This is a genomic window from Bradyrhizobium sp. B097 (genome assembly GCF_038957035.1).
GTDB lineage: Bacteria > Pseudomonadota > Alphaproteobacteria > Rhizobiales > Xanthobacteraceae > Bradyrhizobium.
Genome location: NZ_CP152412.1, coordinates 2,150,398 through 2,175,849, shown reverse-complemented (window position 1 = coordinate 2,175,849; position 25,452 = coordinate 2,150,398). Strand labels below are relative to the sequence as shown.

25 protein-coding genes are annotated in these 25,452 nt (G+C 66.2%); 14 read left to right on the top strand and 11 right to left on the bottom strand.

The window, feature by feature from the left end:
• Positions 1-300 precede the first annotated feature (300 nt).
• The gene (locus tag AAFG07_RS10050; protein WP_342727134.1) at positions 301-1,299 is read left to right on the top strand and encodes a VOC family protein; all 999 of its coding nucleotides are present in this window, start codon (positions 301-303) and stop codon (positions 1,297-1,299) included.
• 148 nt (positions 1,300-1,447) lie between these two features.
• Here AAFG07_RS10050 and AAFG07_RS10045 read toward each other — a convergent pair whose 3' ends face one another.
• From AAFG07_RS10045 to petA, 3 genes are all read right to left on the bottom strand, one after another.
• On the bottom strand, positions 1,448-2,122 hold the full coding sequence (locus tag AAFG07_RS10045; protein WP_342727133.1) for a dienelactone hydrolase family protein: 675 nt from the start codon (positions 2,120-2,122) through the stop codon (positions 1,448-1,450).
• Between the two features lie 214 nt (positions 2,123-2,336).
• Positions 2,337-4,409 carry a cytochrome c1 gene (locus AAFG07_RS10040; protein ID WP_342727132.1) on the bottom strand — a complete coding sequence of 691 codons (2,073 nt, stop codon included), beginning with the start codon at positions 4,407-4,409 and terminating at the stop codon, positions 2,337-2,339.
• 72 nt (positions 4,410-4,481) lie between these two features.
• Positions 4,482-5,012: a ubiquinol-cytochrome c reductase iron-sulfur subunit gene (gene petA, locus AAFG07_RS10035; protein WP_342727131.1), complete on the bottom strand. Its 531-nt coding sequence runs from the start codon at positions 5,010-5,012 to the stop codon at positions 4,482-4,484.
• A gap of 277 nt (positions 5,013-5,289) precedes the next feature.
• Between petA and AAFG07_RS10030 the strand changes: the two genes are divergently transcribed.
• From AAFG07_RS10030 to AAFG07_RS10005, 6 genes are all read left to right on the top strand, one after another.
• Positions 5,290-5,790 carry a tRNA (cytidine(34)-2'-O)-methyltransferase gene (locus tag AAFG07_RS10030; RefSeq protein ID WP_342727130.1) on the top strand — a complete coding sequence of 167 codons (501 nt, stop codon included), beginning with the start codon at positions 5,290-5,292 and terminating at the stop codon, positions 5,788-5,790.
• Between the two features lie 10 nt (positions 5,791-5,800).
• Positions 5,801-6,433, top strand: a complete 633-nt coding sequence (gene queE / locus AAFG07_RS10025; RefSeq protein ID WP_342727129.1) for a 7-carboxy-7-deazaguanine synthase — start codon at positions 5,801-5,803, stop codon at positions 6,431-6,433.
• Positions 6,434-6,467: 34 nt separating this feature from the next.
• Positions 6,468-6,833 (top strand): 6-carboxytetrahydropterin synthase, encoded by a 366-nt coding sequence (locus AAFG07_RS10020; RefSeq protein ID WP_342729111.1) that lies wholly within the window; start codon positions 6,468-6,470, stop codon positions 6,831-6,833.
• Positions 6,834-6,835: 2 nt separating this feature from the next.
• On the top strand, positions 6,836-7,732 hold the full coding sequence (hemF, locus tag AAFG07_RS10015) for an oxygen-dependent coproporphyrinogen oxidase (protein WP_342727128.1): 897 nt from the start codon (positions 6,836-6,838) through the stop codon (positions 7,730-7,732).
• Complete coding sequence (locus AAFG07_RS10010; RefSeq protein WP_342727127.1) at positions 7,723-8,463, top strand: HAD family hydrolase; 741 nt, start codon at positions 7,723-7,725, stop codon at positions 8,461-8,463. The genes hemF and AAFG07_RS10010 overlap by 10 nt, the downstream gene beginning before the upstream one ends.
• A gap of 138 nt (positions 8,464-8,601) precedes the next feature.
• Positions 8,602-8,853, top strand: a complete 252-nt coding sequence (locus AAFG07_RS10005; RefSeq protein WP_342727126.1) for a DUF2158 domain-containing protein — start codon at positions 8,602-8,604, stop codon at positions 8,851-8,853.
• A 145-nt stretch (positions 8,854-8,998) separates the two neighbouring features.
• Here AAFG07_RS10005 and AAFG07_RS10000 read toward each other — a convergent pair whose 3' ends face one another.
• From AAFG07_RS10000 to AAFG07_RS09985, 4 genes are read right to left on the bottom strand one after another with little or no spacing between them, the layout of a single operon-like run.
• Positions 8,999-10,255 (bottom strand): CCA tRNA nucleotidyltransferase, encoded by a 1,257-nt coding sequence (locus AAFG07_RS10000; protein WP_342727125.1) that lies wholly within the window; start codon positions 10,253-10,255, stop codon positions 8,999-9,001.
• Entirely contained in the window at positions 10,252-10,515 is a 264-nt protein-coding gene (locus tag AAFG07_RS09995; RefSeq protein WP_342727124.1) for a DUF6111 family protein, read from the bottom strand. Before AAFG07_RS09995 ends, AAFG07_RS10000 begins: the two co-directional genes overlap by 4 nt.
• Complete coding sequence (locus tag AAFG07_RS09990) at positions 10,512-11,183, bottom strand: CoA pyrophosphatase (RefSeq protein ID WP_092124541.1); 672 nt, start codon at positions 11,181-11,183, stop codon at positions 10,512-10,514. Before AAFG07_RS09990 ends, AAFG07_RS09995 begins: the two co-directional genes overlap by 4 nt.
• The gene (locus AAFG07_RS09985) at positions 11,180-11,836 is read right to left on the bottom strand and encodes a DUF1285 domain-containing protein (protein ID WP_342727123.1); all 657 of its coding nucleotides are present in this window, start codon (positions 11,834-11,836) and stop codon (positions 11,180-11,182) included. The genes AAFG07_RS09990 and AAFG07_RS09985 overlap by 4 nt, the downstream gene beginning before the upstream one ends.
• A 229-nt stretch (positions 11,837-12,065) precedes the next feature.
• Between AAFG07_RS09985 and AAFG07_RS09980 the strand changes: the two genes are divergently transcribed.
• From AAFG07_RS09980 to AAFG07_RS09955, 6 genes are all read left to right on the top strand, one after another.
• Entirely contained in the window at positions 12,066-13,070 is a 1,005-nt protein-coding gene (locus AAFG07_RS09980) for a MoxR family ATPase (protein ID WP_342727122.1), read from the top strand.
• The gene (locus AAFG07_RS09975; RefSeq protein WP_342727121.1) at positions 13,070-14,011 is read left to right on the top strand and encodes a DUF58 domain-containing protein; all 942 of its coding nucleotides are present in this window, start codon (positions 13,070-13,072) and stop codon (positions 14,009-14,011) included. Before AAFG07_RS09980 ends, AAFG07_RS09975 begins: the two co-directional genes overlap by 1 nt.
• Positions 14,011-16,821 carry a DUF4159 domain-containing protein gene (locus AAFG07_RS09970; RefSeq protein WP_342729110.1) on the top strand — a complete coding sequence of 937 codons (2,811 nt, stop codon included), beginning with the start codon at positions 14,011-14,013 and terminating at the stop codon, positions 16,819-16,821. Before AAFG07_RS09975 ends, AAFG07_RS09970 begins: the two co-directional genes overlap by 1 nt.
• Position 16,822: 1 nt before the next feature.
• Positions 16,823-18,886 carry a hypothetical protein gene (locus tag AAFG07_RS09965; RefSeq protein ID WP_342727120.1) on the top strand — a complete coding sequence of 688 codons (2,064 nt, stop codon included), beginning with the start codon at positions 16,823-16,825 and terminating at the stop codon, positions 18,884-18,886.
• A gap of 172 nt (positions 18,887-19,058) precedes the next feature.
• Entirely contained in the window at positions 19,059-19,481 is a 423-nt protein-coding gene (locus tag AAFG07_RS09960) for a DUF2946 family protein (RefSeq protein WP_342727119.1), read from the top strand.
• Between the two features lie 123 nt (positions 19,482-19,604).
• On the top strand, positions 19,605-21,971 hold the full coding sequence (locus AAFG07_RS09955; protein WP_342727118.1) for a TonB-dependent receptor: 2,367 nt from the start codon (positions 19,605-19,607) through the stop codon (positions 21,969-21,971).
• A gap of 185 nt (positions 21,972-22,156) precedes the next feature.
• Here AAFG07_RS09955 and AAFG07_RS09950 read toward each other — a convergent pair whose 3' ends face one another.
• The 3 genes from AAFG07_RS09950 to AAFG07_RS09940 form a co-directional block, all read right to left on the bottom strand.
• Positions 22,157-22,474, bottom strand: a complete 318-nt coding sequence (locus AAFG07_RS09950; RefSeq protein WP_092124536.1) for an EthD family reductase — start codon at positions 22,472-22,474, stop codon at positions 22,157-22,159.
• Positions 22,475-22,588: 114 nt separating this feature from the next.
• Positions 22,589-23,101 (bottom strand): N-acetyltransferase, encoded by a 513-nt coding sequence (locus AAFG07_RS09945; RefSeq protein ID WP_092124535.1) that lies wholly within the window; start codon positions 23,099-23,101, stop codon positions 22,589-22,591.
• Positions 23,102-23,140: 39 nt separating this feature from the next.
• Positions 23,141-23,629: an NUDIX domain-containing protein gene (locus AAFG07_RS09940; RefSeq protein WP_342729109.1), complete on the bottom strand. Its 489-nt coding sequence runs from the start codon at positions 23,627-23,629 to the stop codon at positions 23,141-23,143.
• 147 nt (positions 23,630-23,776) lie between these two features.
• Here AAFG07_RS09940 and AAFG07_RS09935 point away from each other — a divergent pair, with 147 nt between their 5' ends.
• On the top strand, positions 23,777-24,664 hold the full coding sequence (locus AAFG07_RS09935; RefSeq protein ID WP_342727117.1) for a metallophosphoesterase: 888 nt from the start codon (positions 23,777-23,779) through the stop codon (positions 24,662-24,664).
• Here the strand turns inward: AAFG07_RS09935 and AAFG07_RS09930 are convergent.
• Positions 24,661-25,428, bottom strand: a complete 768-nt coding sequence (locus AAFG07_RS09930) for a hypothetical protein (protein ID WP_342727116.1) — start codon at positions 25,426-25,428, stop codon at positions 24,661-24,663. The genes AAFG07_RS09935 and AAFG07_RS09930 overlap by 4 nt on opposite strands.
• Positions 25,429-25,452: the final 24 nt, after the last annotated feature.

The following is a 25,452-nucleotide window of genomic DNA, read 5'->3' as shown; positions in this document are numbered from 1 at the left end:
ACCGTCGCACTGCGATGGCGACCTTCGACGTTTTTGAGAAATGAAAACGCACCGGCCACCTATGAGAAGGTGGGCCACCAACGACGGGATGGACTGGCAACGGTGCTCATGGCCGCTACTCACCACCGGGCGCGGGCCGTGTCAAGGGACGGCCCGACACCCCTGCCCCAACCTTGGAAGCCCCTTGGACGCCCTGTTGGACGGCATTTTCGGGGTTTGAAGCGACCGGAATCCGCGTAGGATTTGACGAAATGGCGGCCGGTCGGCCGCCCAAAAAACAGACAGATGGTGGAGACGCAGATGGCGATTTTGGGTCTCGGATATGCCGGCTTCGGCTCCGACGCGCTCGACGACTGGCGGCAGTTCGGCACCGGGCTGGTCGGCTTGCAGGCGATCGAGCGCGGCAACGCGCTGCTCGCCTTCCGGATGGACGATCGCAAGCAGCGCATCGTGATCGACCGCGCCCAGGGCGAAGGGACAAGGTTCTTCGGCTGGGAGGTGGCGGATGCCGCGGCGCTGGACGCGCTGGCGGCGCGGCTGGAGCGCGCCGGTGTCGCCGTGACCGCCGAGCCGCAGGCGCTCGCAGATAGCAGGCGGGTGCGCGGACTGATCTCGTTCCAGGACCCGGCCGGCAACCGTCTGGAGGCGTTTCATGGCCCCGAGATCGACGACACGCCGTTCAAGCCGGGACGATCCATTTCCGGCTTCCGCACCGGCGCGCTCGGGCTCGGTCATGCGGTGCTGACCGTCGCGAACATCGCACCCGTCATGAGCTTCTACGTCGACGTGCTCGGCTTCGGCCTCAGCGACTACATCGAAAAACCGTTCCGCGCCTATTTCTTCCACGTCAATGCCCGCCACCATTCGCTCGCGCTGATCGAGACCGGCAGCAACGGCATGCATCATCTGATGGTGGAATTGTTCTCGCTGGATGATGTCGGTCAGGCCTACGACATCGCGATGAAGGAGGACCGGGTCAACGTGACGCTCGGCCGTCACACCAATGACCTGATGACCTCGTTCTACGCCAAGTCGCCGTCAGCTTTCATGGTCGAGTGCGGCTGGGGCGGCCGCGAGATCGACCCTAAGAACTGGACGCCGTTCGAGATGCATGATGGCCCGAGCCTGTGGGGCCACGAGCGCGTCTGGCTGTCGCCGGAGGACCGCGCCGTCGCGCGCGAGATGCGGATGCGCGCCGCCGCCGAGGGCAAGCGCGCGCCAGTGCAGGTGCTGGAAGGCAATTTCAAGCTGATGTCGGGCACCTGTCCGTGGTGGGACGGGGTGAAGGCGGAGAGCTAAATCTCGCCGTCGTCCCTGCGAAAGCAGGGACCCATACGCCGCGGCTTTGGTAAAGGGCACACTGGCAGTCATCTCGCCAGACAACCGCATCCTGTGGTTATGGGTCCCTGCTTTCGCAGGGACGACACAGCGTGTGCGGGACGCGTCTTTATCCCAGATGTCTCTTGAAGAAGTCCGTCGCGCGGTCCCAGGCCAGTTCGGCACACTGCCGGTCGTGCACTGACAGGCGCTGCTCGTTGCCGAAGCCGTGGTCGGCGTCATAGCGGTACAGCTCCAGCGATTTGCCGGCGGCCCTCATCGCCTTCTCAAAACCATCGACCAGCGCCGGCGTGCACCAGTCGTCCTTGGTGGCAAAATGCCCCTGCAATGGAATTCTGACGTCCGAGGGCTTGGCCGCCTGCTCGGGCGGAATGCCGTAGAACACCACACCGGCGGTCAGCTCCGGGATCTTGGTGGCGCCGATGATGGTCACCGCGCCGCCGAGGCAGAAGCCGGTCAGGCCGACCTTGGCGCCGTTCTTGCCGAGATATTGCGCGGCGCCGCGCACCGTCTGCGTGGTGGCGTCCATGAAGTCGAGCGAGTTCATCTCTTTGCCGGCCGCGTCGGTGTCGTGATACGGCACCACCTTGCCCTTGTAGAGATCGGGCGCCAGCGCATCGAAGCCGGCCCGCGCGAAGCGGTCGCACATTCCCTTGATCTGGTCCTGCAGCCCCCACCATTCCTGGATCACGACGACCCCGGGCGCGTTGCCGCGCGCGGCGTTGGCGAGATAGCCTGATGCTTCCTTGCCGTCCGGACGCTTGAAGTTGATGCTGGTACCCATGAGTTCCTCCGCAATGTTGGCCGGCTGATTGGCCGGTATTTTGTCCGTACTCGGTGGCGGACGCAATTGACGACAGCGTCATTCCGGGGCGCTCGTCAGAGCGAACCCGGAATCTCGAGATTCCGGGTCTGGTGCTCACGCACCATCCCGGAATGACGTCCAGGCAACAAAAAAGCCCCCGAAGGGGCTTTTTCAAAACTCGCGATACCCGAGGTCAGTGAGCGTTGGCCCAGACCTTGCGCTTGGTGAAGTACATCAGGATGGCGAAGATCACGAGGAAGAAGAACACCTGCATGCCGATCCGCTTGCGCTCTTCCATGCGCGGCTCGGCGGCCCACATCAGGAACGTGGTGACGTCGTGCGCGTATTGCTTGACCGTCGCCGGCGAACCGTCGTCGAAGGTCACCTGACCGTCAGACAGCGGCTTCGGCATCTTGATGGCGTGGCCGGGGAAGTACTTGTTGTAGTACGAGCCTTCCGGGATCGTCACGCCGGCCGGGGCCTTGTCCTCGAAGCCCTGCAGAACGGCGTCGACATAGTCCGGGCCCTGCTCCTGGTACTGGGTGAAGAAGTCGAACACGAACTGCGGGAAGCCGCGCTTGTAGGACCGCGCCTTGGTGATCAGCGAGAGGTCCGGCGGTGCCGCGCCGCCATTGGCCACGCGCGCGGCCTGCTCGTTCGGGAACGGCGCCGGGAAGTAATCCGCCGGGCGGCCCGGGCGCTCGAACATCTCGCCCTGGTCGTTCGGGCCGTCCTTGATCTTGTACTCGGCCGCGAGAGCCGCCGCCTGCGCCTCCGAATAGCCGGGGCCGCCGGCATCGGCGAGGTTGCGGAACGCGATGTAGTTCAGGCCGTGGCAGGCCGAGCAGACTTCCTTGTAGACCTTCAGGCCACGCTGCAGCGAGCCGCGGTCATACTTGCCGAACGGGCCGGAGAACGACCAGCTTTGGGCCGGCGGGGCGTCGCCGCCCTCCTCGGCCTTGGCGTTCTGGGTGCTGCCGGCGAACAGGCCGCCAGCCACCGCCAGCGCAAACATGACGGAGGCTGCGGTCGCCGCCCTGCCCTTGCTCTTCGCCAGCACGTCGTCGGCGATCGAGTTCGGCACCGGGCGCGGCGTCTCGATGCGGGCGAGCAGCGGCAGCACGATCAGGAAGTAGGCGAAGTAGCACACCGTCAGGATCCGGCCGGCGATCACATAGATGCCTTCCGGCGGCTGCGAGCCGAGATAGCCGAGCAGGATGCAGACCACCACGAAGATCCAGAAGAACTGCTTGGCCAGCGGACGATACTTCGACGACCGGGTCCGTGCGTTGTCGAGCCAGGGCAGGAACGCCAAGACGATGATCGCACCGAACATGCACGCGACACCGGCGAGCTTGTTCGGGATCGAACGAAGGATCGCGTAGAACGGCAGGTAGTACCATTCGGGCACGATGTGCGCCGGGGTCACGCCGGGATTCGCCGGGATGTAGTTGTCGGCGTCGCCGAGGTAGTTCGGCATGTAGAAGATGAACCAGGCGAAGAAGATCAGGAAGCACGACACACCGAACGCGTCCTTGATCGTCGCATACGGCGTGAACGGAACGGTGTCCTTCTCGGTCTTGGCCTCGACGCCGGCCGGGTTGTTCTGACCCGCGACATGCAGCGCCCAGATGTGCAGCACGACCACGCCGGCGATCACGAACGGCAGCAGATAGTGCAGCGAGAAGAAGCGGTTCAGCGTCGGGTTGCCGACCGAATAGCCGCCCCACAGCAGGGTCACGATGCTCTCGCCGAAATACGGCACGGCCGAGAACAGGTTGGTGATGACGGTAGCGCCCCAGAAGCTCATCTGGCCCCACGGCAGCACGTAGCCCATGAAGCCGGTTGCCATCATCAGGAGGTAGATGATGACGCCGAGGATCCACAGCACCTCGCGCGGCTCCTTGTACGACCCGTAATAGAGACCGCGGAACATGTGGATGTAGACGGCGAAGAAGAACATCGACGCGCCGCAGGCGTGCATGTTGCGCAGCAGCCAGCCGTAATTGACGTCGCGGACGATCAGCTCGACCGACTTGAAGGCGAGATCGGCATGCGGCGTGTAGTGCATCGCCAGGATCACGCCGGTCAGGATCTGCAGCGCCAGCATCATCGAAAGGATGGCGCCGAAGGTCCACCAGTAGTTCAGGTTGCGCGGCGTCGGATAGGCCACGAACGAGGAGTGGACGAGGCCGAAGATCGGAAGGCGCCGTTCGATCCACTTCAAGGCGGGGTTGCTCGGTTGAAAATCAGATGGTCCGCTCATTGATGCGATCCTGAAGAAGAAAAACGACGCGATGGGTCCAAGGGGAAGCCGAAATCCCGGAGGGTCCGGGACTTAGCCGATCTGGATTTTGGTGTCGGAAAGGAAGGCGTAGGGCGGCACCGGCAGGTTGGCGGGCGCCGGCCCCTGGCGAATACGACCGGAGGAGTCGTACTGCGAGCCGTGGCAGGGGCAGAAGAAGCCGTCGTAATTGCCCTCATGGGCGATCGGGATACAGCCGAGATGGGTGCAGATGCCGATCACGACCAGCCACTGGTCGTGGCCTGCCTTGACGCGGGCCGAGTCGGGCTGCGGATCGGGCAGGCTCGAGAGCGGCACGCTCTGGGCCTCCTGGATCTGCTTCTTGGTGCGATGGCTGATGTAGATCGGCTTGCCGCGCCAGAAGACCTTGATGTCCTGGCCCTCGGCGATCGGCGTCAGATCGACCTGGATCGGCGCGCCGGCCGCGATCGTCGCGGCATCCGGGTTCATCTGGGCAACCAGCGGCCAGACGGTCGCGGCTGCGCCGACGACGGCGGCAGCTCCGGTTGCAACAAAGAGAAAATCACGGCGTGTCGGATGGTCCGCCGAAGACGCTGTCGTCACGATTCCTAGCCCTTTCTTTTCTGCAGCCGGTGGAACCGCCCCGGAGACGCAGAACGCGCCCCAAGAAAGGCTGCCGGCGCCCGCGGCCCCCGCGGCGGCAGAAAACCACTATTCCCCACCCCAAATGGCGGAACAGCAGTCCAGAATCGTTCTATTGGCACCCTTGCCGGACGAGCGCAAGCCCGCTATCGGCTCGCACACGTGCAATGCACGAAATCCGCGCCAAGCGATGTTTTATTGAGACAATTTCATCCGGATTTCACAGGTCGCCCGCACCATGCAGATCGCGCTGTTCCAGCCCGACATCCCCCAGAATACAGGGACGATTCTGCGCCTCTGCGCCTGCCTGGACGTGGCAGCCCATATCATCGAACCGGCAGGGTTCGACACCTCGGACCGGAATTTCCGCCGGGCGGGTATGGACTATCTCGACCATGTGCGGTTGAAGCGTCACGACTCATGGTCGAAATTCGAGGAATGGCGGGCCGAGGCCGGATGCCGGCTGGTCCTGTTCACGACCAAGGCGGCGAAATCCTATCTTGATTTCGCGTATACGGCCTCCGATGTCCTGCTTTTCGGGCGCGAAACGGCAGGGGTGACCGAGGCGGTCGTGGCCGCCGCGGATGCGCGGCTGCTGATTCCGATCAAGCCGTCCCTGCGCTCGCTCAATGTGGCGGTCACCGCGGCCATGGCAGTCGGAGAAGCGCTGCGACAGACGGGTTCAGGGCTTGCCGGTTCAGGACTTGCCGGCTCAGGAACTGCCGGTTCGGCAACTTAAGGGATTTTTGGTGAGCTACGCGGTCAAGGAGATCTTTCTCACCCTGCAGGGCGAAGGCGCCCATGCGGGCCGGGCCTCCGTGTTCTGCCGCTTCGCCGGCTGCAACCTGTGGAGCGGCCGCGAGCAGGACCGCACTGGGGCAGTCTGCCGCTTCTGCGACACCGATTTCGTCGGCACCGACGGCACGCTCGGCGGCCGCTATGCCGACGCGGCCGAGCTCGCCGGCACCATTGCCGCGCAATGGACCGGGGGCGAAGCCGACCGCTACGTGGTGCTGACCGGCGGCGAGCCGCTGCTGCAGGTCGATAAAGCTCTGATCGAGGCCCTGCACGGCCACGGCTTTGCGATCGCGATCGAGACCAACGGCACCATCGCCCCGCCCGACGGGCTCGATTGGGTCTGCGTCAGCCCCAAGGCCGCATCCGAGCTCGTGGTGCGCAAGGGGCACGAACTCAAGCTGGTCTATCCGCAGCCGGAAAACACGCCGGAGGATTTCGCCGGGCTCGCCTTCGAGCGCTTCTCGCTGCAACCGATGGACGGCCCCGACGTGATCGAGAATACCGAGCGGGCGATCGCATACTGCCTGAAGCACCCGCAATGGCGCCTCAGCGTGCAGACGCACAAGACGCTCGGCATCAGATGAACTCTACTTTGTCAGAACTGGATTGTTGAACGAGATGTGGGAATTGACGAAAGCGTTTCGGTTCGAGGCTGCGCATGCGCTATCCGGAACGACCTTTGGCACTGCCAGCGAGGAGATCCACGGTCACTCGTTTCGAGCCGAGGTTACCGTCCGCGGCACACCCGATCCGAAAACCGGCATGGTGGTCGATCTCGGCCTGCTCGAACGCGCCATGGCCGAGGTGCAGAAGACGCTCGACCACAAGTTCCTCAACAAGATCGAGGCGATCGGCGTGCCGACGCTGGAGAATCTCTCACGCTTCATCTGGGAGCGGCTGCAACACGCGGGCAAGCTGACCCGCGTCAGCGTCCATCGCGACAGCTGCAACGAGAGCTGCAGCTATTTCGGCCCGCAAGGTTAGCCATGCTGCCAACAGACCCCGCCATCATCGAAGACCGCAAGGCGCGTGCGCGCGGCTGGTTCGAGGCGCTGCGCAACGAGATCTGCGCGGCCTTCGAGAAGCTCGAGGACGATGCCCCCGCAGCGCTCTATCCCGGCAATGCCGGCCGGTTCGTGCGCACCCCCTGGGATCGCACCGACCATACCGGCAAGCCCGGCGGCGGCGGCGTGATGTCGATCATGAAGGGCCGGCTGTTCGAGAAGGTCGGCGTGCACTGCTCGACCGTGCATGGCGAGTTCGCTCCCGAATTCCGCGCGCAGATTCCCGGCGCCGCCGACGATCCGAGGTTCTGGGCCTCCGGCATTTCGCTGATCGCGCATTTGCGCAATCCGAACGTGCCCGCCGTGCACATGAACACCCGCTTCGTCGTCACCACCAAGGCCTGGTTCGGCGGCGGTGCCGACTTGACGCCAGTGCTGAACCGGCGGCGCACCCAGGAAGACCCCGATACGGTCGCCTTCCATGCCGCGATGAAAGAGGCCTGCAGCGGACCGAACGGCGTCGCCGACTACGACAAGTACAAGAAATGGTGCGACGACTATTTCTATCTGCCACACCGCAAGGAAGCGCGCGGCATCGGCGGCATCTTCTATGACTGGCACGACAGCGGCGATTGGGAAGCCGACCTCGCCTTCACCCGGGACGTCGGGCGCAGCTTCCTGAAGATCTATCCCGACCTGGTGCGGCGCAATTTCGAGGCCGACTGGAGCGCGGAGGATCGCGACGAGCAGCTGATCCGCCGCGGCCGCTATGTCGAGTTCAACCTGCTCTATGATCGCGGCACCATCTTCGGCCTGAAGACCGGCGGCAATGTCGATTCGATCCTGTCATCGCTGCCGCCGGAGGTGAAATGGCCGTGACCAAGCTGCCGCGCGCGATGCTGATCGACATGGATGACACCATCCTGTCGGCCTATGGACGTCCCGAGATCGCCTGGAACACGATCACCACCGAGTTCGCCGCGGAGCTCGCTCCCCTGCCCCCGGACATGGTCGCGACGGCGCTGTTGGCCTCTGCACGGCAATTCTGGTCGACCGCCGAGCCGATCTGGCGGATCAAGCTCGGCGAGGCGCGGCGGCTGACCGTGAAGGGCGGCTTCGCTCAGCTTGCGGCGGCCGGCCATCGTACGCTGCCGGACGATCTCGCGGACCGCATCGCCGATCGCTTCACCGCCTATCGCGAGGAGGAGATGTTTGTCTTCCCTGGCGCGCATCAAGCGATCGATACGTTCAAGGCGCTCGGCATCAAGCTCGCGCTGGTCACCAACGGTGCCGCCGACATGCAGCGCGCCAAGGTCGAGCGCTTCGCGCTCGGCCATCGCTTCGATCACATCCAGATCGAGGGCGAGCACGGTTTCGGCAAGCCGGAGGAGCGCGCCTATCTGCACGCGATGCAGGCGCTCGGCGTCACCGCATCGGATACCTGGATGATCGGCGACAATCTGGAGTGGGAAGTCGTGGCGCCGCAGCGGCTTGGCATCTATGCGATCTGGATGGACGTGCACGGTGTCGGGCTGCCGCCGGGATCGACGATCAAGCCCGACCGCATCATCCGCTCGCTGACCGAGCTGGTTCCGGCCGCGCCGAAATAACGCAGCTTCTGTTTTCACCGCAAATCCACCGCGCCAGGCGCCGGCCGTGATCGCACTGTCATCACCGGTCGCTAGCTTGCCGTCCGCGTCATCCAGCGCGGAGGGATAATCATGGAACTGAAACCAGGCGATGTCGTCATGCTGAAATCCGGCGGCCATCCGATCACGGTGGTGGAAGTCGACGAAGACAAGGTCGAGTGCCTGTGGATGGGCACGGACGGCGACCTGTTTCGCGAAACCCTGCCGCTCGTCGCACTTGAGTCGGCCGAAATCGATCCGGAAGACGATGAAGAGGAAGACGACGAGGACGAGGACGAAGACGAGGAAGAAGAGGACGACGAAGACGAGGACGACGACGGCGACCGCAAGAAGAAGCGCAAGGCGGCTTGAGATCTGTTGGCGCGATGCTGTCTGGCACATGCCGGCGGCATCGTCTCCACAATCGTCGTTCAGCCAATCGTCACCATGCCGCCGATGATCACGGCGGCATTGAGATGCCGGCAAGAACATCCAGCGACAAACCCAGCCAGAAAATCTAGAGCCGATGATCGCGGGTGAAACGGGAAACGGTCTGGTCGGCGATGCCAGACAACACCTGCGGATCCAGCGGGAAATCCGCGGCTAGCCAGGCATCCTCGGCCAAGGTCAGGACGTGCCCCAGCGCTGGTCCCTCGGCGATCCCGCGTGCGATGAAATCCGACGCCCGCAACGGAAAGTGAGGCGCGCGCCAGCGCTGCGGCAGCGTGGCGAGCGCGCGCCATTGATCGACATCGCGGTCCGCGCCGGTTCGCGCCCAGGCGAGCAGCAGCCGGTCGCGATAGGGCTCCTCGTCGAGCCGGTAGAGCCTGCGCTTGGCACGCGCCTCGTCCATGCCGGGCAGGCGCCACCAGCGATGGCCCATCGAGTCGAGCGCCTTGGCCTCGGCGTTGGAGAGCCGCAGCCGGCTTGCGATCCGCCGCGCGTCCTCGGTCACGGCGACCGTCAGCGCGGCCAGCCTGCGGGTCGCATTCGGCTTAAGCGCCATCAGCTGCTCGATCTCGATCATCGCCGCGAACGGCCCGGTATAGGCGACGCCGCCGAACAGCGGCAGCAGCAACCCGCCATCGCCCATCGCGACCACCGCGCCGGCGGCGCCGTTCGCGACCACGAGCTTGAGCATCTCCATGCGGATGCGCTCGGCCGAGAGGCCGGCAAGTCCGGCGCGCCCGCTGATGCAAGCGAGATAGCCGGCGCGATCGACCTCGCCTGCGCCATAGGCGGCGTGGAAGCGGAAGAAGCGCAGGATGCGCAGATAATCCTCGGCTATCCGCTGCGCGGGATCGCCGATGAAGCGCACCCGCCTCGCTTCGATGTCGGCGAGACCGCCGACGTGATCGTGCACGACGCCGGAGGCGTCGACCGACAGGCCGTTGATGGTGAAGTCGCGCCGCTCGGCGTCGCGCACCCAGTCGCGCCCGAACGCCACCTTGGCCTTGCGGCCATAGGTCTCGGTGTCCTCGCGCAGCGTCGTCACCTCGAAGGGCTGGCCGTCGACGACCAGGGTCACCGTGCCGTGCTCGATCCCGGTCGGCACGCTCTTGATGGCCGCCCGCTTGGCACGGCGGATCACCTCCTCCGGCAATGCGGTGGTGGCGATGTCGATGTCGGCGAGCGGAATCCGCATCAGCGCGTTGCGCACGGCGCCGCCGATCACCCGCGCTTCCTCGCCGTCGGCATTGAGCAGGCCGAGCACGCGCGCCGCGGGCCCCGAGGCGAGCCATGGCGCGTCGGACAACAGGCGCACCTCGCTCATTTCTCAGCTCCCGGCACCAGCTTGCCGTTCTCGATATGGGCGGGAACGTAGGTCGAGTTCGGCGGCGCGCCGGTCAATTCGGCCAGCAGCACGAAGCTCACGATGACCAGCACCAGCGCCGCCAGCGTCAGCTTCGCGATCATGTCGAGCGGCCAGGATGCCGGTAGCGTCACGCCGGACCGCGTCGCGATGAGGAAGATGGCATAGACCGCGAAAGGGATCAGGAAGATTCCGACCTCGGTCAACACCGTGCGGATCATGACAGGTAGATCCGCTCATACAGCACCCGCAGGATGCCGGCGGTCGCGCCCCAGATGTAGCGCTCGGCGAACGGCATCGCGTAGTAGGACCGGTCCATGCCGCGGAATTCCTTGGTGTGGATCTGATGATTCTCGGGGTTCATCAGGAAGGCGAGCGGCACCTCGAACGCATCGACGACCTCGGCCTCGTTGATCTCCAGGGTAAATCCCGGCTTCACCCTGGCGACCGTCGGCAGGATGCGGAAGCCGAACGCGGTGCCATAGAGGTCGAGATAGCCGACAGGGTCGATGAATTCCCGCTTCAGCCCGACTTCTTCACAGGCTTCGCGCAGCGCCGCATCGAGCGGCGAAGCATCGGTGGCGTCGATCTTGCCGCCGGGAAACGAGATCTGTCCGGCGTGGCTCGACAGATTGGGCGAACGCTGCGTCAACAGCACGGTCGGCTCGGGATGATCGACCACCGGGATCAGCACCGCGGCCGGCCGCACCGGCTGCTCCTGCGCCACGATCTCGAGCATCCGATCGTTGCCGGAATCCCCGGTGCGCGGAATGATATGCGGATCGACCAGGCCCGGCGGCACTTCGAAGTCGAGCCGCGTGCGGGCTCGCGCGAAGAATTCCGTCGAGCTGATCGTCGCCGGCTTCACCTTCAGCAACGGCTCGTTCAAAGTGCGCCCCTCACCTGGCTGGCATCGGCCATCGCGAAAAATTCGCCGCCGGACTCGATGCCGAACATCTCCTGACCATCGACCATCCGCTCCTCGCCCATGTCAACCAGATCGTAGTAGAGCGCGCGGGTGACTTTGGCCCACAGGTCGGCGCGGACATGCAGATAGGGCGTCAATCCGCCATCTTCGGCGGCCTCGAATCTGAGGCCGTGGCCCTTCTCGCAATCGACCCAGTCGTCGACATTGGTGCGGAACCGGAGCAAACGGCCGCGCGCGTCTTCCTCGGTCTGCATTTCCACCGCAAGGAACGGCGCGTCGTCGACGCGGATGCCGACCTTCTCCACCGGTGTCACGAGAAAGTGCTTGCCGTCCTCGCGCTTCAGAATCGTGGAGAACAGCCGCACCAGCGCGGGGCGTCCGATCGGCGTTCCCATGTAGAACCAGGTGCCGTCGGGCGCGATTCGCATGTCGAGATCGCCGCAGAACGGCGGATTCCACAGATGAACCGGAGGCAGGCCCTTGCGTCCGGCTGGACCCGATGTCGCGGCTTGGTTGGCGGCGGTGGTCAGCCCTTCGAGGCCCTTGCCTCCGAGGGCCTTCGTTTCGAGCCCCGTAGTTTCACTGCCGGAATCGCTCTGCCCTTGCTTCGCCATTGTTTGCCCTGAAGTTTCCAACCCTCAATCTGGCACATTTGGTGCACGTATCCTGAGATGTGGTCGGGATGTCATTCTCGCCACATCGTGATGCCGTTCATACCCTGAAATACCGATAAGGTGGGGATAGTTTAATTCAACGAATACATGGCCTTCGCATAGGTTTAGCATGCGGTCCATGTGGTGACGACGCGAGAATCGAGCGCATCGTCAAGAAGGAGCGGATCGAATGGCCGGTGCAGACAGCGTCGAAAAACTGGAAGATGTGATCGTCCGCTCGGCCGAGCAGGTCGCGGGCCAGATCAAGGCTGCCAAGGAAGCGGTCGCCACCGTCATCTTCGGCCAGGACCAGGTGATCGAAAACACCCTGGTGACAATCCTGTCCGGCGGCCACGCGCTGCTGATTGGCGTCCCCGGCCTCGCCAAGACCAAGCTGGTCGAAACGCTCGGCGTCACGCTCGGGCTCGACGCCAAGCGCATCCAGTTCACGCCCGACCTGATGCCGTCGGACATTCTCGGCGCCGAAGTGCTCGACGAGAGCTCCGCCGGCAAGCGTTCGTTCCGCTTCATCTCTGGTCCGGTATTCGCGCAACTCTTGATGGCCGACGAGATCAACCGCGCCAGCCCGCGCACCCAGTCGGCGCTGCTGCAAGCCATGCAGGAGCAGCACATCACCATTGCCGGCGCGCGGCACGATTTGCCGAAGCCGTTCCACGTACTCGCGACGCAGAATCCGCTCGAGCAGGAAGGCACCTATCCGCTGCCCGAGGCGCAGCTCGACCGCTTCCTGATGGAAATCGACGTCGACTATCCCGATCGCGACGCCGAGCGGCGCATCCTGTTCGAAACCACCGGTGCCGATGAGACGCTCGCCAAGGCGGCGATGGACGCCGAGACGCTGATCACCGCGCAACGCCTGGTGCGCCGCCTGCCGGTCGGCGATTCCGTGGTCGAGGCGATCCTGACGCTGGTGCGCGCCGCGCGCCCCGGCACCGAGGGCGGCGAAGCCGGCAAGCTGATCGCATGGGGACCCGGTCCCCGCGCCAGCCAGTCGCTGATGCTGGCGGTCCGCGCCCGCGCGCTGCTCGACGGAAGGCTCGCACCGTCGATCGACGACGTGCTCGATCTCGCCGAGCCCGTGCTCAAGCACCGCATGGCGCTGACCTTCTCGGCGCGCGCCGAGGGCCGCACCATTCCTGACGTGATCAAGCAGTTGAAGACGCGGATCGGTTGATGGCGGCAGACAACAGGCACCAGAACGAGGAGATCCTGGCGGTTCGACGTGCCGATGGCGAAAGCCGAACGCTCGCCGCATCGCTGCCGCGTCTTGTGCTTGAGGCCCGCCGTGTCGCCGCCAACGTCATCCATGGCCTGCACGGGCGCCGCCGCGCCGGCTCGGGCGAGAATTTCTGGCAATACCGCCGCTTCGTCTCCGGCGAGCCGTCGCAGCGCGTCGACTGGCGCCGCTCGGCACGCGACGACCATCTCTATGTCCGCGAGCAGGAGTGGGAGGCAGCGCACACCGTGTGGATCTGGCCTGACCGCTCGCCCTCGATGGCCTTTGCCTCGCGCGAAGCCCGCGACAGCAAGCTGGAGCGCGGACTGATCGTCGCCTTCGCGCTTGCCGAGTTGCTCGTTGCGGGCGGAGAACGCGTCGGCATTCCCGGCCTGCTGAACCCGACTGCAAGCCTCAACGTGATCGACAAGATGGCGGAAGCGATGTTGCACGACGAGAAGACGCGCGCGAGCCTGCCGCCGTCCTTCGTGCCGTCGTCGCTGGCCGAAGTCGTCGTGCTGTCGGATTTCTGGTCGCCGATCGCGGAGATCACGACCATGCTGGCCGGGCTTGCCTCGTCGGGCGCGCACGGCACGATGATTCAGGTCGTCGATCCCGCCGAAGAGACCTTCCCCTATTCCGGCCGCGTCGAATTCGTCGAGCCGGAGGCCGGTAGCGTCATCACCGCGGGCCGTGCCGAGAGCTGGGCGAGCGACTATGTCGCGCGCGTCGCGCTGCATCGCGAGCAGATCCGTGCCGAGACCAACCGGCTCGACTGGCTGTTCTCGACCCACACCACCAGCCGCTCCGCGGCCGAACTGCTGCTGTTCCTGCATGCCGGCATGATGGTGAGCAAGGGCGGCGGCCGCTCAACCGTCAAGGCGGGACGCAGCGCATGATCGCAGGCCTCCCGCTCTCCTTCGCCGAACCATTGCTGCTATTGGGGCTGGTCAGCCTGCCGGTGCTGTGGTGGCTGTTGCGCGTGATGCCGCCGCGGCCGCGCCGGATCGAATTCCCGCCGACGCGGCTGCTGTTCGACATCGCGCCGAAGGAGGAGACGCCGTCGCGCACACCGTGGTGGCTGACGCTGCTGCGGCTCGCCGCCGCCGCGCTGGTGATCTTCGCCGCCGCTGGACCGATCTGGAATCCGCAGACCGGCGTTGCCGCCGGCAAGCAGCCGCTGGTGATCCTGCTCGACGACGGCTGGAGCGCGGCCTCGAGCTGGGATGCGCGGATCAAGGCCGCGGACGAGCTGGTCACCAATGCCGACAGCGACCGCCGCGGCGTCGCGCTGGTGCCGCTGTCCGAGCCGACGCGCGACATCACGCTGATGCCGGCCGGCGCCGCGCGCGTCGCGCTGCGCCAGCTTGCGCCAAAACCCTACTCGATCGACCGCGTTGAAACCCTGGCGACGCTGGAACGTTTCCTCAAATCGACCGGCGACTGCGACATCGCCTGGCTGTCCGACGGCGTCGACACCGGTCGCGGCAGCGAATTCACCGAAGGTCTCGGCAAGGTGATCGAGAGCCGCAATCTGACGATCTATGCCGGCGGCGCGCAATCCGCGCAGGCACTGGTCGCGGCCGAGAACGCCGCCGCCAAGATGACTGTGAAGGTGCTGCGCACCGAGAGCGGCATCGCGGCGGGAACGGTGCGCGCGGTCGACGCCAAGGGCTCGCCGATCGGCGAGGCCCGCTATGCATTCGGCCCGCAGGAGCGCGAGACCGAAGCCGCCTTCGATCTTCCGGTCGAATTGCGCAACGACATCGCGCGGCTCGAAATCTCCGGCGAGCATTCGGCCGGCGCCGTGCAGCTGCTCGACCGGCGCTGGCGCCGCCGCGCCATCGGCGTGGTCTCGGGTGCGAGCAACGACACCGCGCAGCCGCTGCTGGCCTCGACCTTCTATCTCTCCCGCGCGCTGTCGCCCTTCGCCGACGTCAGGCTCGGCGATCGCGGCGCGCCGCAGCAGGTGATCGGACAATTCCTCGACCAGCGGCTGCCGATGATCGTGATGGCCGACGTCGGCACGCTGTCGCCGGAGATCCGCGACCGCCTCAATGCCTGGATCGAGCAAGGCGGCGTGCTGGTGCGCTTCGCAGGCCCTCGCCTCGCGCAGGCCGATGACGACCTCGTTCCCGTCAAGCTGCGCCGCGGCGGACGCACGCTCGGCGGCAGCCTGACCTGGGAGAAGCCGCAGCACATGGCCTCGTTCGCCGCCGACGGCCCGTTCACGGGCCTCACCGTGCCGAAGGACATCACCGTCAGCCGCCAGGTGCTGGCCGAGCCCGACGCCGTGCTCGCGACCAAGAGCTGGGCCTCGCTGGAAGACGGCACGCCGCTCGTCACCGGCGAGCATCGCGGCAAGGGCGTGGTCAGCCTGTTCCATGTCGGCGCCGACATGCGCTGGTCCGATCTGCCGATGTCCGGCACTTTCGTCGAGATGCTGCGCCGGCTGATCGACATGTCCGGTTACACCTCGAAGCCCGGCCCTGGCGTCGCCAGCGATCCCAACGCCGAGACAGTGGCGCCGCTGCGCACGCTCGACGGCTTCGGTGCCTTCGGCCCGCCGCCTTCGACCGCCAAGCCGATGTCGGCGGACTATCGCGACCGCGGCACCGCGGACCACCCGCCCGGCTTCTACGGCACCGCCGAGAGCCCGATCGCGGTCAATACGCTGGCCTCCGCCGACCGCATTGCGCCGCTCGACACCTCCGGCCTGCGCGCGAAGCATGCGACCTACACCAATACCGAGCCGCGTGACCTGCGCGGCATCATGCTGTCGACGGCGCTGGCGCTGTTCCTGCTCGATGCGATCGTGGTGGCGATGCTCGGCGGCGGCCTTGCCGCGCTGATCCGCCGGCGCGCCGCGCCGGCCGTGCTCGTTTTGGCCTTCATCCTTGCGACCATGATGGTGCCGTCGCCGACGCGCGCCCAGAACGCCAGCACCGACGACTTCGCTATCAAGGCGGTGTCGCAGACGCGGCTGGCCTATGTCGTGACCGGCAATGCCGACGTCGATTCCATCGTCAAGGCCGGGATGTCCGGATTGACGCTGTTCCTCGGGCAGCGCACAGCGCTGGAAGCCGGCGATCCCGTCGGCATCGATCCCGCGCGCGACGAGCTGGCATTCTTCCCGCTGATCTACTGGCCGATCGTGCCGGGCGCGCCGAAGCCGGCGCAGGACGCCATCAACAAGATCGACGCCTACATGAAGCAGGGCGGCACGGTGATCTTCGACACCCGCGACGCCGTCGAGGCGCCGCCGGGCGACAATGGCGCGTCGCAGACGCCCGGCATGCAGACGCTGCGCGAATTGCTGTCAACCCTCGACGTGCCCGAGCTCGAGCCGGTGCCGCGCGAGCACGTGCTGACCAAGACGTTCTATCTGCTGCGCGACTTCCCCGGCCGCTTCAACTCGGGCCAGACCTGGGTCGAGGCGCTGCCGCGCGAGGACGACGAGGAGGCCGCACAGCGCCCGGCGCGCGGCGGCGACGGCGTCTCGCCGATCATCATCACCTCGAACGATCTCGCCGGCGCCTGGGCGATCCGTCCCGACGGGCAGCCGATGCTGCCGCTGACACCGGGCGAGCCGCGCCAGCGCGAATTCGCCTTCCGCGCTGGCGTCAACATCGTGATGTACACGCTGACCGGCAACTACAAGGCCGACCAGGTGCACGCGCCTGCCTTGATCGAGCGGCTGGGACAATGACATGAACTACGGTATCGCGTTCACACCGCTGGTTCCCTCGATCGTGCTGTGGATCGCGCTCGGCGCGATCGTCGTCATCGCGGCACTGCTGCTGCTGTCGCGCGCGCGCGGCGCCGCGGTGCGTGTCGCTGCGCTGGCGCTGATCCTGCTTGCGCTGGCCAATCCCTCCTTCACCCGCGAGGACCGCGAGCCGCTGACCTCGGTCGCCGCCATCGTGATCGACAAGAGCCCGAGCCAGAATTTCGGCACCCGCAACCAGGAGACCGACAAGGCACGGCAGGCGCTGGTCGACAGCCTGAAGCAGATCAAGGGCCTCGAGGTCCGCGTCGTCGAGGCCGGCCAGGCCGACGGCGAAACCGACGGCACCAAGCTGTTCGGCGCGCTGACGTCGGCGCTGTCGGACGTTCCGGTCGAGCGCGTCGCCGGCGCGTTCATGATCACCGACGGCCGCGTGCACGACATTCCCGGGAACGCGCAAGCGCTTGGCTTCCAGGCACCGGTGCACGCCTTGATCACCGGCCGCAAGGACGAGCGCGACCGCCGCATCGCGGTCACGGCTGCACCGCGCTTCGGCATCGTCGGCCAGACCCAGACCATCACCTACCGGCTCGACGACCAGGGCGTCACCGGCGAGCGCGCCAAGGTCACGATCCGCCGCGACGGCGAGGTGATCAACGAGCGCACGCTGACCAGCGGCCAGACCTCCAGCGTTGACATCGACATCAAGCATGCCGGTCCGAACATCGTCGAGATCGAGGCCTCGCCGCTCGAGAACGAGCTGACGCCGGTCAACAACCGCGCCGTTGTGGCGATCGACGGCGTGCGCGACAAGCTGCGCGTGCTGCTGGTGTCCGGCGAACCGCATGCCGGCGAGCGCACCTGGCGCAATTTGTTGAAGTCCGATCCCAGCGTCGATCTCGTCCACTTCACCATTCTTCGCCCGCCGGAGAAGCAGGACGGCACGCCGATCAACGAGCTGTCGCTGATCGCGTTTCCGACCCGCGAGCTGTTCCAGCAGAAGATCAACGAATTCCAGCTGATCATCTTCGACCGCTACGCCCGCCAGGGCGTGCTGCCGATCGCCTATTTCGACAACATCGCGCGCTATGTCCGCTCCGGCGGCGCGGTGCTGGTCTCGGCCGGTCCCGATTACGCCTCGACCACCAGCATCTGGCGCACGCCGCTGGATTCGGTGCTGCCGGCCGAGCCGGTCGGCGTCACCGAGAAGCCGTTCTACGCGCATCTGAGCGATGCCGGGAAACGTCATCCGGTGACACGCGGGCTGGAAGGCTCGAATGCCGAGCCGCCGCACTGGAGCCGGTTCTTCCGCACCGTCGACACCCGCAACGCGATCAACCCGCCGGTCATGACCGGTGCCGACGGCAAGCCGCTGCTGCTGTTGTCGCGGTTCGGCGAGGGCCGCGTCGCGCTGCTGCTCTCCGACCAGATCTGGCTGTGGGCGCGCGGCTATGAAGGCGGCGGACCGCATCTCGATCTGCTGCGGCGGGTGTCGCACTGGCTGATGAAGCAGCCCGACCTCGACGAAGAGGCGCTGCGCATGCAGGTGCAGGGCAAAGACCTCGTGGTGGTGCGGCAGACCATGGCCGACACCGTCGCGCCGGTCACCGTGACGTCGCCGAGCGGCGCCACGCATGAACTGACCTTGACCGCCGGCGATCCCGGCGAGTGGCGCGCCACGTTGCCCGCGAGCGAGCTCGGCCTGTGGCAGGCCACCGACGGCACGCTGAAGGCGCTGATCAATGTCGGCCCGACCAACCCGAAGGAATTCTCGGAAGTCACCTCAACCACCGACATGCTGAAGCCGCTGGCGCAGGCGACCGGCGGCGACGCGCGGCGCATCGTCGATGGATCGAGCCTCGACATGCCCCGTATCGTGCCGGTGCGCGCGTCGACGATCTTCCGCGGCGACGGCTGGCTCGGCGTCAAGATGCGCGACGCCAGCGTGGTCAAGGGCGTCGGCGTGCTGCCGATGTTCGCCGGCCTGGTCGGCCTGCTGCTGCTGCTCGGCGCATTCGCGGCAACCTGGCTGCGTGAGGGACGCTGAGACCAACAGCGCTCAACGTCCAACCGGCCCCGTTGCCTCAATCACACACCAGCAACGGATCGACACAGTGTGTCTGAACCACCGTTGACATCGCGGCCACCCTCCGATGTTATAATGTAACATCGGGCGGCTGGGGAATGAGCGCCGTCCCGATGGGTGGGGTTCAATCGGCGTGAAGTGGTTCCGGAGACGCATCAAGACTGGTTCGCGGCTGGCGCTGTTCGCGCTCGCCGTCCAGTTCGTGCTGTCGTTTGGGCACTTCCACCCGATCGCGGCCGCGCAAGCGGCACCCGCGGTCCAGACCGGCCTGTCGCTGCTCGATCTCGCCTATATCGGGACCTCGGCAACGCCGGACCTTGCGGTCCAATTGACCGAGACCGCGCCGCCCACGAAGCACGACAACGACCGGCATCCGGCGGATCATTGCGCGATCTGCACCGTCATCTCGCTCGCGAGCAGCATGCTGTTCACGGCGCCGCCGGTGCTGCTGCTGCCGGAAGCCATCGAGCTTCTGTTCCGCACCACCAATGCCGAATTCGTCCACCTGAAGTCGGCGCCTGCGGCCTTCCACTCCCGCGCACCTCCCCTGTCCTGACATCGACTGATTGCTGCACGCCCTGAGCGGACGGCCGCGTCACAGTTGCGGCCTGCTCCGCCAGGGCAAATCGGGATCGATCCGTCATTTCGACGGCCCTGGATCAGGACTTGGATCGGGACAATGACACTTCAGAAGAAACGAGCACTCCACATCGGAGGCGCGAGCTGGCTGCTGCTCGGCGCAATGCATGGCAGCGCGGTGGCCGATGACCCGCCGACGCAACTCCCTGACATCACGGTCACGGCGCCAAGCCCGATCCAGCGGCACCGCACCGCGCCGACGCGCGCGCCGGTTCACGTCGTCCGGGCTGCGCCTAGCCGCAACCGCGAACGCGCCGCAGCCGTGCAACCGGCGCAAGCGGCACCCGCGCCCGCACCACAGCAGGGCGTGTTGCCCGTCGTCACCGACCAGTTCGCAACCGTCACCGTGGTGCCCAACGAGGAACTGCGGCGCTCCGGCGGCGCCACGCTCGGCGATCTCCTGTTCTCCAAGCCCGGCATCACCGGATCGAGCTTCGCGCCCGGCGCATCGAGCCGGCCGATCATCCGCGGCCTCGACGTCAACCGCGTCGGCATCGTCGAGAACGGTCTTGGCGGCGGCGGCGTGTCGGATCTCGGCGAAGATCATTTCGTGCCGATCGATCCGTTCTCGACCAACCAGATCGAGGTGGTCCGAGGACCTGCCGCGCTGCGTTACGGCTCGACCTCGATCGGCGGCGTGGTGAGCGCCACCAACAACCGGATTCCGGACGCGATGCCGACCTGCGCGGCAGCGCCGTTCCAGAGCTACGGACTGCCGGTGAAGGCGCCGCTGGCCGACACCGGCGCGCCCGGTTGCCACAATGTCGAGACCCGCACGTCCGTGAGCTCGGTCAATCGCGGCGTCGAGGGCGGCATGCTGCTGGACGCCGGCGGCAACAATGTCGCCGTGCATGCCGATGTCTATGGCCGCACCACCAGCGACTACAGCATCCCGAGCAATCCGTATCTGTTCGATCAGACGCGGCCGGTGAATGGCCGCCAGCCGAACTCCGCGACGCAGTCGGACGGTGCCTCGGTCGGCGCGTCCTATTTCTTCCAGGGCGGCTATATCGGCGCGTCGATCACCCAGAACGACTCGCTCTATCACATTCCGGGAATCGACGGCGCCGATCACCAGACCCGGATCGACGCGCACCAGACCAAGATCGCGGTGAAGGGCGAGTACCGGCCCGATGCGGCAGCAATCGACGCCGTGCGGTTCTGGGTCGGCGCGACCGACTATCGGCACAACGAGCTCGGCCTCGCCGATCCGACCGACCTGTTCAGCGACGGCGTGCGCCAGACCTTCACCAGCAAGGAGCAGGAGGCCCGCGTCGAGGTGCAGATGATGCCGTTCAACGCGCGCTTCGCCACGGTGACCACGGCGTTCGGCCTGCAGGGCGGGCATCAGGAGCTGACCGCGCCGAGCCCCGACGACCCCGGCGCGCTGTTCAACGGCCTGTGGAGCCCGAACAACAACAACCGCATCGCGGGCTACGTGTTCAACGAATTCAAGTTCACGGATTCGACCAAGGCGCAGCTCGCCGGCCGCATCGAACATGTCGACCTGCACGGATCGACGCCGGATTTCCCGGCGGACTTCCTGCCCGACGGCGCGCCGCAGAGTTCGGTCGCGCGCAATCCGTCCTACACTCCTGTCAGCGGCAGCGTCGGGCTGATCCAGAACCTGCCCGGCGATCTCGTCGGCAGCATCACGGCGCAATATGTCGAGCGTGCGCCGAAGCCCGCCGAGCTGTTCTCGCGCGGCGCGCATGATGCGACCGCGACCTTCGACATCGGCAATCCGAACCTGACCATCGAGACCGCGAAATCGGTCGAGGTCGGCCTGCGCAAGGCGACCGGTCCGTTCCGCTTCGAGGCCACCGCCTACTACACCCGCTTCAGCAATTTCATCTATCGCCGCCTGACCGGGGTGATGTGCGGCAGCGATTTCGATTCCTGCGGCAACGGCGATCCGAGCAACGAGAGCCGGCTGGCGGTGTATTCGCAGCGCGATGCCATCTTCCGCGGCGCCGAATTCCAGAGCCAGCTCGACATCGGCCCGCTCAACGGCGGCATCTGGGGCATCGAGAACCAGTTCGACGTGGTCCGCGCCACCTTCACCGACGGCAGCAACGTGCCGCGGATTCCGCCGGTGCGGCTTGGCGGCGGCGTCTACTGGCGCGACAGTAACTGGTTCACCCGCATCAACCTGGTGCACGCCTTCGCGCAGAGCGACATCGCGGTGATCGGCGAGACGCCGACGGCGGGATACAACCTGCTGAACGCGGAGATCACCTACAACACCAAGCTCACGCAGTCATGGATCGGCGCGCGCGAGATGACGCTTGGTCTGGCCGGCAACAATCTGCTCAACCAGAACATCCGCAACTCGGTGTCCTACACCAAGGACGAGGTGCTGATGCCGGGCCTCGGCGTGCGGGCCTTCGCCAATCTGAAGTTCTGAGACAAGCAACTCCCTCTGCCGTTTGCAGCAGAGGGAGTTTGCAGTCGCATAGCCCGGATGAAGCGCAGCGCAATCCGGGGACACTGCCCACGCAGTGGGGCTGATCCCGGATCGCGCTTCGCTCCATCCGGGCTACAAGCGTCTCTGACGCGAGTGGAGTCGCGAGATTCGCTCGATCGAAACGTTCAGTGGCCGACGACGACTTCGCTAATCTGAATCACCGGCTGCAGATCGGTGTAATTCGGAATGTCGCCCATGATCTCCTGGGCGTGCTTGCCCATGCCGGCCGCGAAGGCCTCAACCGAGTCGCAGAAGATGTGGCACATCCCGACATAGGTTGCGGGCGTCCCCGGCGCGCCGCCGGCGAGACCCTTGTCGACCGTGTAGTATTTGCAGGCGTCGCCGAGGCGCGCCTTCACCAGCGGCATGTGCTTGTCGCGATAGTACTCGTGATCAAAGCGTGCGCCTGGATTGTTCGGATACATCACACTGACCTTGATCATGGCGCGCACTCTCCCTGTTGATATGACATGCGCCGGTCTTGTCCCGGCGCTTGCCTCAACTGTGCTTCAGTTTCCGATAGCGCGCAACCGTTCCGGGCGACGCTCGCGCGGATGTCAGATCGCCTTGCTCCAGTCCGGCTGGATCGGCCCGGATACGCCCTCGGCAGCGCCGTCGACCAGTTCCATGACAAGCAGGCGACTGTAGTCGACCGGGCCGGGCATCGTCATCCGTCCCTTCGGGACCGGCTTGAAGCCGACCCGCGAATAGTACGGCGCGTCACCGACCAGCACGATGAGCCGATGGCCCTTGGCGCGGGCGTCGTTGATCGCACGCTCGAGCAGCGCGCGGCCGACGCCGCGGCTGCGGAACGGCGGCTCGACCGTCAACGGCCCGAGCATCAGGGCCGGCGTATCGCCGACCGTGACCGGGAGTTGACGCACCGAACCGACCAGCAGCGTGCCGATCCGCGCCGTGAAGGAAACATCGAGCAGATGATCGACGTGCTCGCGCAAGCGGTAGGCGCTGAGCGCGAAGCGGCCGGGCCCGAAGGTGCGCTCGTGCAGGCGCTCGATCGCCTGGGCGTCTTTTGGGGTCTCGGGCAGGATGGTCAGGGACAATTCAGTCATTGTGGGGCGCGGGATAGCATCTGGCGCGGGCGCGGTCCATCACCGCCATGTGGCCGGCGGCGGCTTGCCCTCAAGCACCTCCGCGATCCGCAGCCGCGTACCGGGGGTGGTGTCATGAGGCAGATCAGCCGGGTCAAAAAAGCCGCAGGCCACGATCTCGCGATTCGGCTCCGGCAGCCGGTCCTGCCGGTAGCTCCTGACGACATAGACCGCGACATGATCGCGCGGCGAGACGTGGCTGTTGTGGAAGATGCCGTGCAGCACCGGCTCGCCGTCGAGCTCAATCCGCCCCTCCTCCTCCAGCTCGCGCCGCAGCGCTTCGATAAAACTTTCACCAACCTCGACCCCGCCGCCGGGCAGATACCAGCCGTGGACATAGCTGTGCTTGACCAGGAACACCTTGTTGTCGGCGTCGAGCACCACGGCGCGGACCCCGAGCGTCATGCTGCGGGCCAGCCGCCAGTAGAAATGAAACACCCACCTGATCTGCGGCTCGTAGCGCTTGCGTAAATCGAGCAGGACCGTCACTGAACCCTCGACATCATGGTGTTTGATCCGTGCTTTGATCCTTGCGCGCCTGCGCAGCTCTTGCCAATACAGGACAGGACGTTCGGGATAGCACGACATGACCGGCTGCCGGCCACTTTTCACCGACAATCCGAGGGGAATCGCGTGATGGCGGTGTTCCGTCTCGCGCATTTGTCGGATCCGCATCTGCCGCCGCTGCCGGCGGCGCGGCTGCGCGATCTCGCCGGCAAGCGCGCCTTCGGCTACCTGAACTGGACGCGCAACCGTCACAAATATCATCGCCGCGACGTGCTCGACACGCTGGTGTCGGACATGCAGGCACAGCAGCCGGACCATGTCGCCGTGACCGGCGATCTCGTCAACCTGGCGCTGGATGCCGAGTTCAATCCGGCGCGGCAATGGCTCGAGGGTGTCGGCGGTGCCGCCGACGTCACCGTGGTCCCCGGCAATCACGACGCCTATGTGCGCGCGACCCGGCATCGCTTCGTCAGTCACTTCGGCGACTATCTGCGCGGCGACGCCGATGGCGCGGCATCGCATTTTCCGTTCGTGCGCCGCCGCGGCCCGGTGGCGCTGATCGGCGTCTCCTCGGCGGTGCCGACGCCGCCGCTGATGGCGACCGGCTGGCTCGGCCATGCCCAGCTCGGCGCGCTGGATGCGATCCTCGCGCGGCTGTCGCGGGAGGAGGCCTTTCGCGTCCTCCTGGTGCATCACCCGCTGCACTCCGACGGGCGCGCCAAGCGGCTGACCGATTCGCATCAGCTGCTGGCGCTGCTCAAGCGGCACGGCGTCGAGCTGGTGCTGCATGGCCATGACCACATCCATTCGACGATGTGGTTCGACGGCCCCGAGCGGAAAATCCCGGCGATCGGCGTGCCGTCGGCATCGGCGCTGGCGCGCAAGCACTATCCGGCGGCGGCCTACAACCTGTTCTCGATCGAGCGTGACGGCAACGGCTGGCGCTGCGAGCAGACCGTGCGCGGCCTCGGCGCTCACGACGGCATTCGCGAGCTGAAGCAAGTGCGGCTGTCCTAGTCGCCGCCACCACCGCCGCCGCAACCACCGCCGCAGCCGCCTCCGCTGTCACCGCCGCCTCCACCATCGCCGCCGCCGTGGCCGCCTCCGTCACCGCCATCGCCACCGCTGCTTCCATCGCTGCCGGCATCGCCGAACCCGGCCGACGATCCGTCGATCGATGAGTCCGAGAAATCGCCGCCGCAATACGGACTGCTGCCACCGATGCCGCTGCGGCGCAGTGCCTCGCAGTCGGTGTGGTAGATGAAGCCGTTCGCGATGCTCAGCTTGGCGTCGAGCGCGAACAACAGCGGCAGCCGCGTCGGCCTGACCGGATCGATGTTCTCGTATTTGCAGCAGTACCACCAAACCCGCCGTAGCCCTTCATTGCTCCGGCGCCGCTCCTTCACCAGCACGACCGCGGGGGTGTGATGCAGGAAGGATCCGAAGGCGCGGCGGCAGAACGCGTCGTATTCGCGGGTGTAGAGAATGAATTCGTGCCAGAGGTCGTCGGCCGCTTGCGACGGCATCGAGACGTAACGCTTGCCGCTCATCAGATAGGCGAGGAAGAACTGCCGCAGACCGCGCGACACCAGCGCGCTGTCCTTGCGGGCGAAGCCGGGGTGATGCTGCTCGAGCCGGGCCAACAGGCCCGCCGGCCACTTGAAGGTGCGGATATATTCGGCGCGCCGCAGCGTCTGCCATTTGCCGAACAGCACGGCGCTGCCGACCACCGCGGCCGCCGCCAGGATGCCGAAAAATGCCGAGGCGGGAGTTACGACCACGATGCCCCCCGCCCTTCCCCTATT

Coding starts and splice junctions, on each gene's coding strand:
- AAFG07_RS10050 (WP_342727134.1), top strand. CDS start 301: ATGGCGATTTTGGGTCTCGGATATGCCGGCTTCGGCTCCGACGCGCTC.
- AAFG07_RS10045 (WP_342727133.1), bottom strand. CDS start 2,122: ATGGGTACCAGCATCAACTTCAAGCGTCCGGACGGCAAGGAAGCATCA.
- AAFG07_RS10040 (WP_342727132.1), bottom strand. CDS start 4,409: ATGAGCGGACCATCTGATTTTCAACCGAGCAACCCCGCCTTGAAGTGG.
- AAFG07_RS10030 (WP_342727130.1), top strand. CDS start 5,290: ATGCAGATCGCGCTGTTCCAGCCCGACATCCCCCAGAATACAGGGACG.
- AAFG07_RS10020 (WP_342729111.1), top strand. CDS start 6,468: ATGTGGGAATTGACGAAAGCGTTTCGGTTCGAGGCTGCGCATGCGCTA.
- hemF (WP_342727128.1), top strand. CDS start 6,836: ATGCTGCCAACAGACCCCGCCATCATCGAAGACCGCAAGGCGCGTGCG.
- AAFG07_RS10010 (WP_342727127.1), top strand. CDS start 7,723: ATGGCCGTGACCAAGCTGCCGCGCGCGATGCTGATCGACATGGATGAC.
- AAFG07_RS10005 (WP_342727126.1), top strand. CDS start 8,602: ATGCTGAAATCCGGCGGCCATCCGATCACGGTGGTGGAAGTCGACGAA.
- AAFG07_RS10000 (WP_342727125.1), bottom strand. CDS start 10,255: ATGAGCGAGGTGCGCCTGTTGTCCGACGCGCCATGGCTCGCCTCGGGG.
- AAFG07_RS09995 (WP_342727124.1), bottom strand. CDS start 10,515: ATGATCCGCACGGTGTTGACCGAGGTCGGAATCTTCCTGATCCCTTTC.
- AAFG07_RS09985 (WP_342727123.1), bottom strand. CDS start 11,836: ATGGCGAAGCAAGGGCAGAGCGATTCCGGCAGTGAAACTACGGGGCTC.
- AAFG07_RS09980 (WP_342727122.1), top strand. CDS start 12,066: ATGGCCGGTGCAGACAGCGTCGAAAAACTGGAAGATGTGATCGTCCGC.
- AAFG07_RS09975 (WP_342727121.1), top strand. CDS start 13,070: ATGGCGGCAGACAACAGGCACCAGAACGAGGAGATCCTGGCGGTTCGA.
- AAFG07_RS09965 (WP_342727120.1), top strand. CDS start 16,823: ATGAACTACGGTATCGCGTTCACACCGCTGGTTCCCTCGATCGTGCTG.
- AAFG07_RS09955 (WP_342727118.1), top strand. CDS start 19,605: ATGACACTTCAGAAGAAACGAGCACTCCACATCGGAGGCGCGAGCTGG.
- AAFG07_RS09950 (WP_092124536.1), bottom strand. CDS start 22,474: ATGATCAAGGTCAGTGTGATGTATCCGAACAATCCAGGCGCACGCTTT.
- AAFG07_RS09945 (WP_092124535.1), bottom strand. CDS start 23,101: ATGACTGAATTGTCCCTGACCATCCTGCCCGAGACCCCAAAAGACGCC.
- AAFG07_RS09935 (WP_342727117.1), top strand. CDS start 23,777: ATGGCGGTGTTCCGTCTCGCGCATTTGTCGGATCCGCATCTGCCGCCG.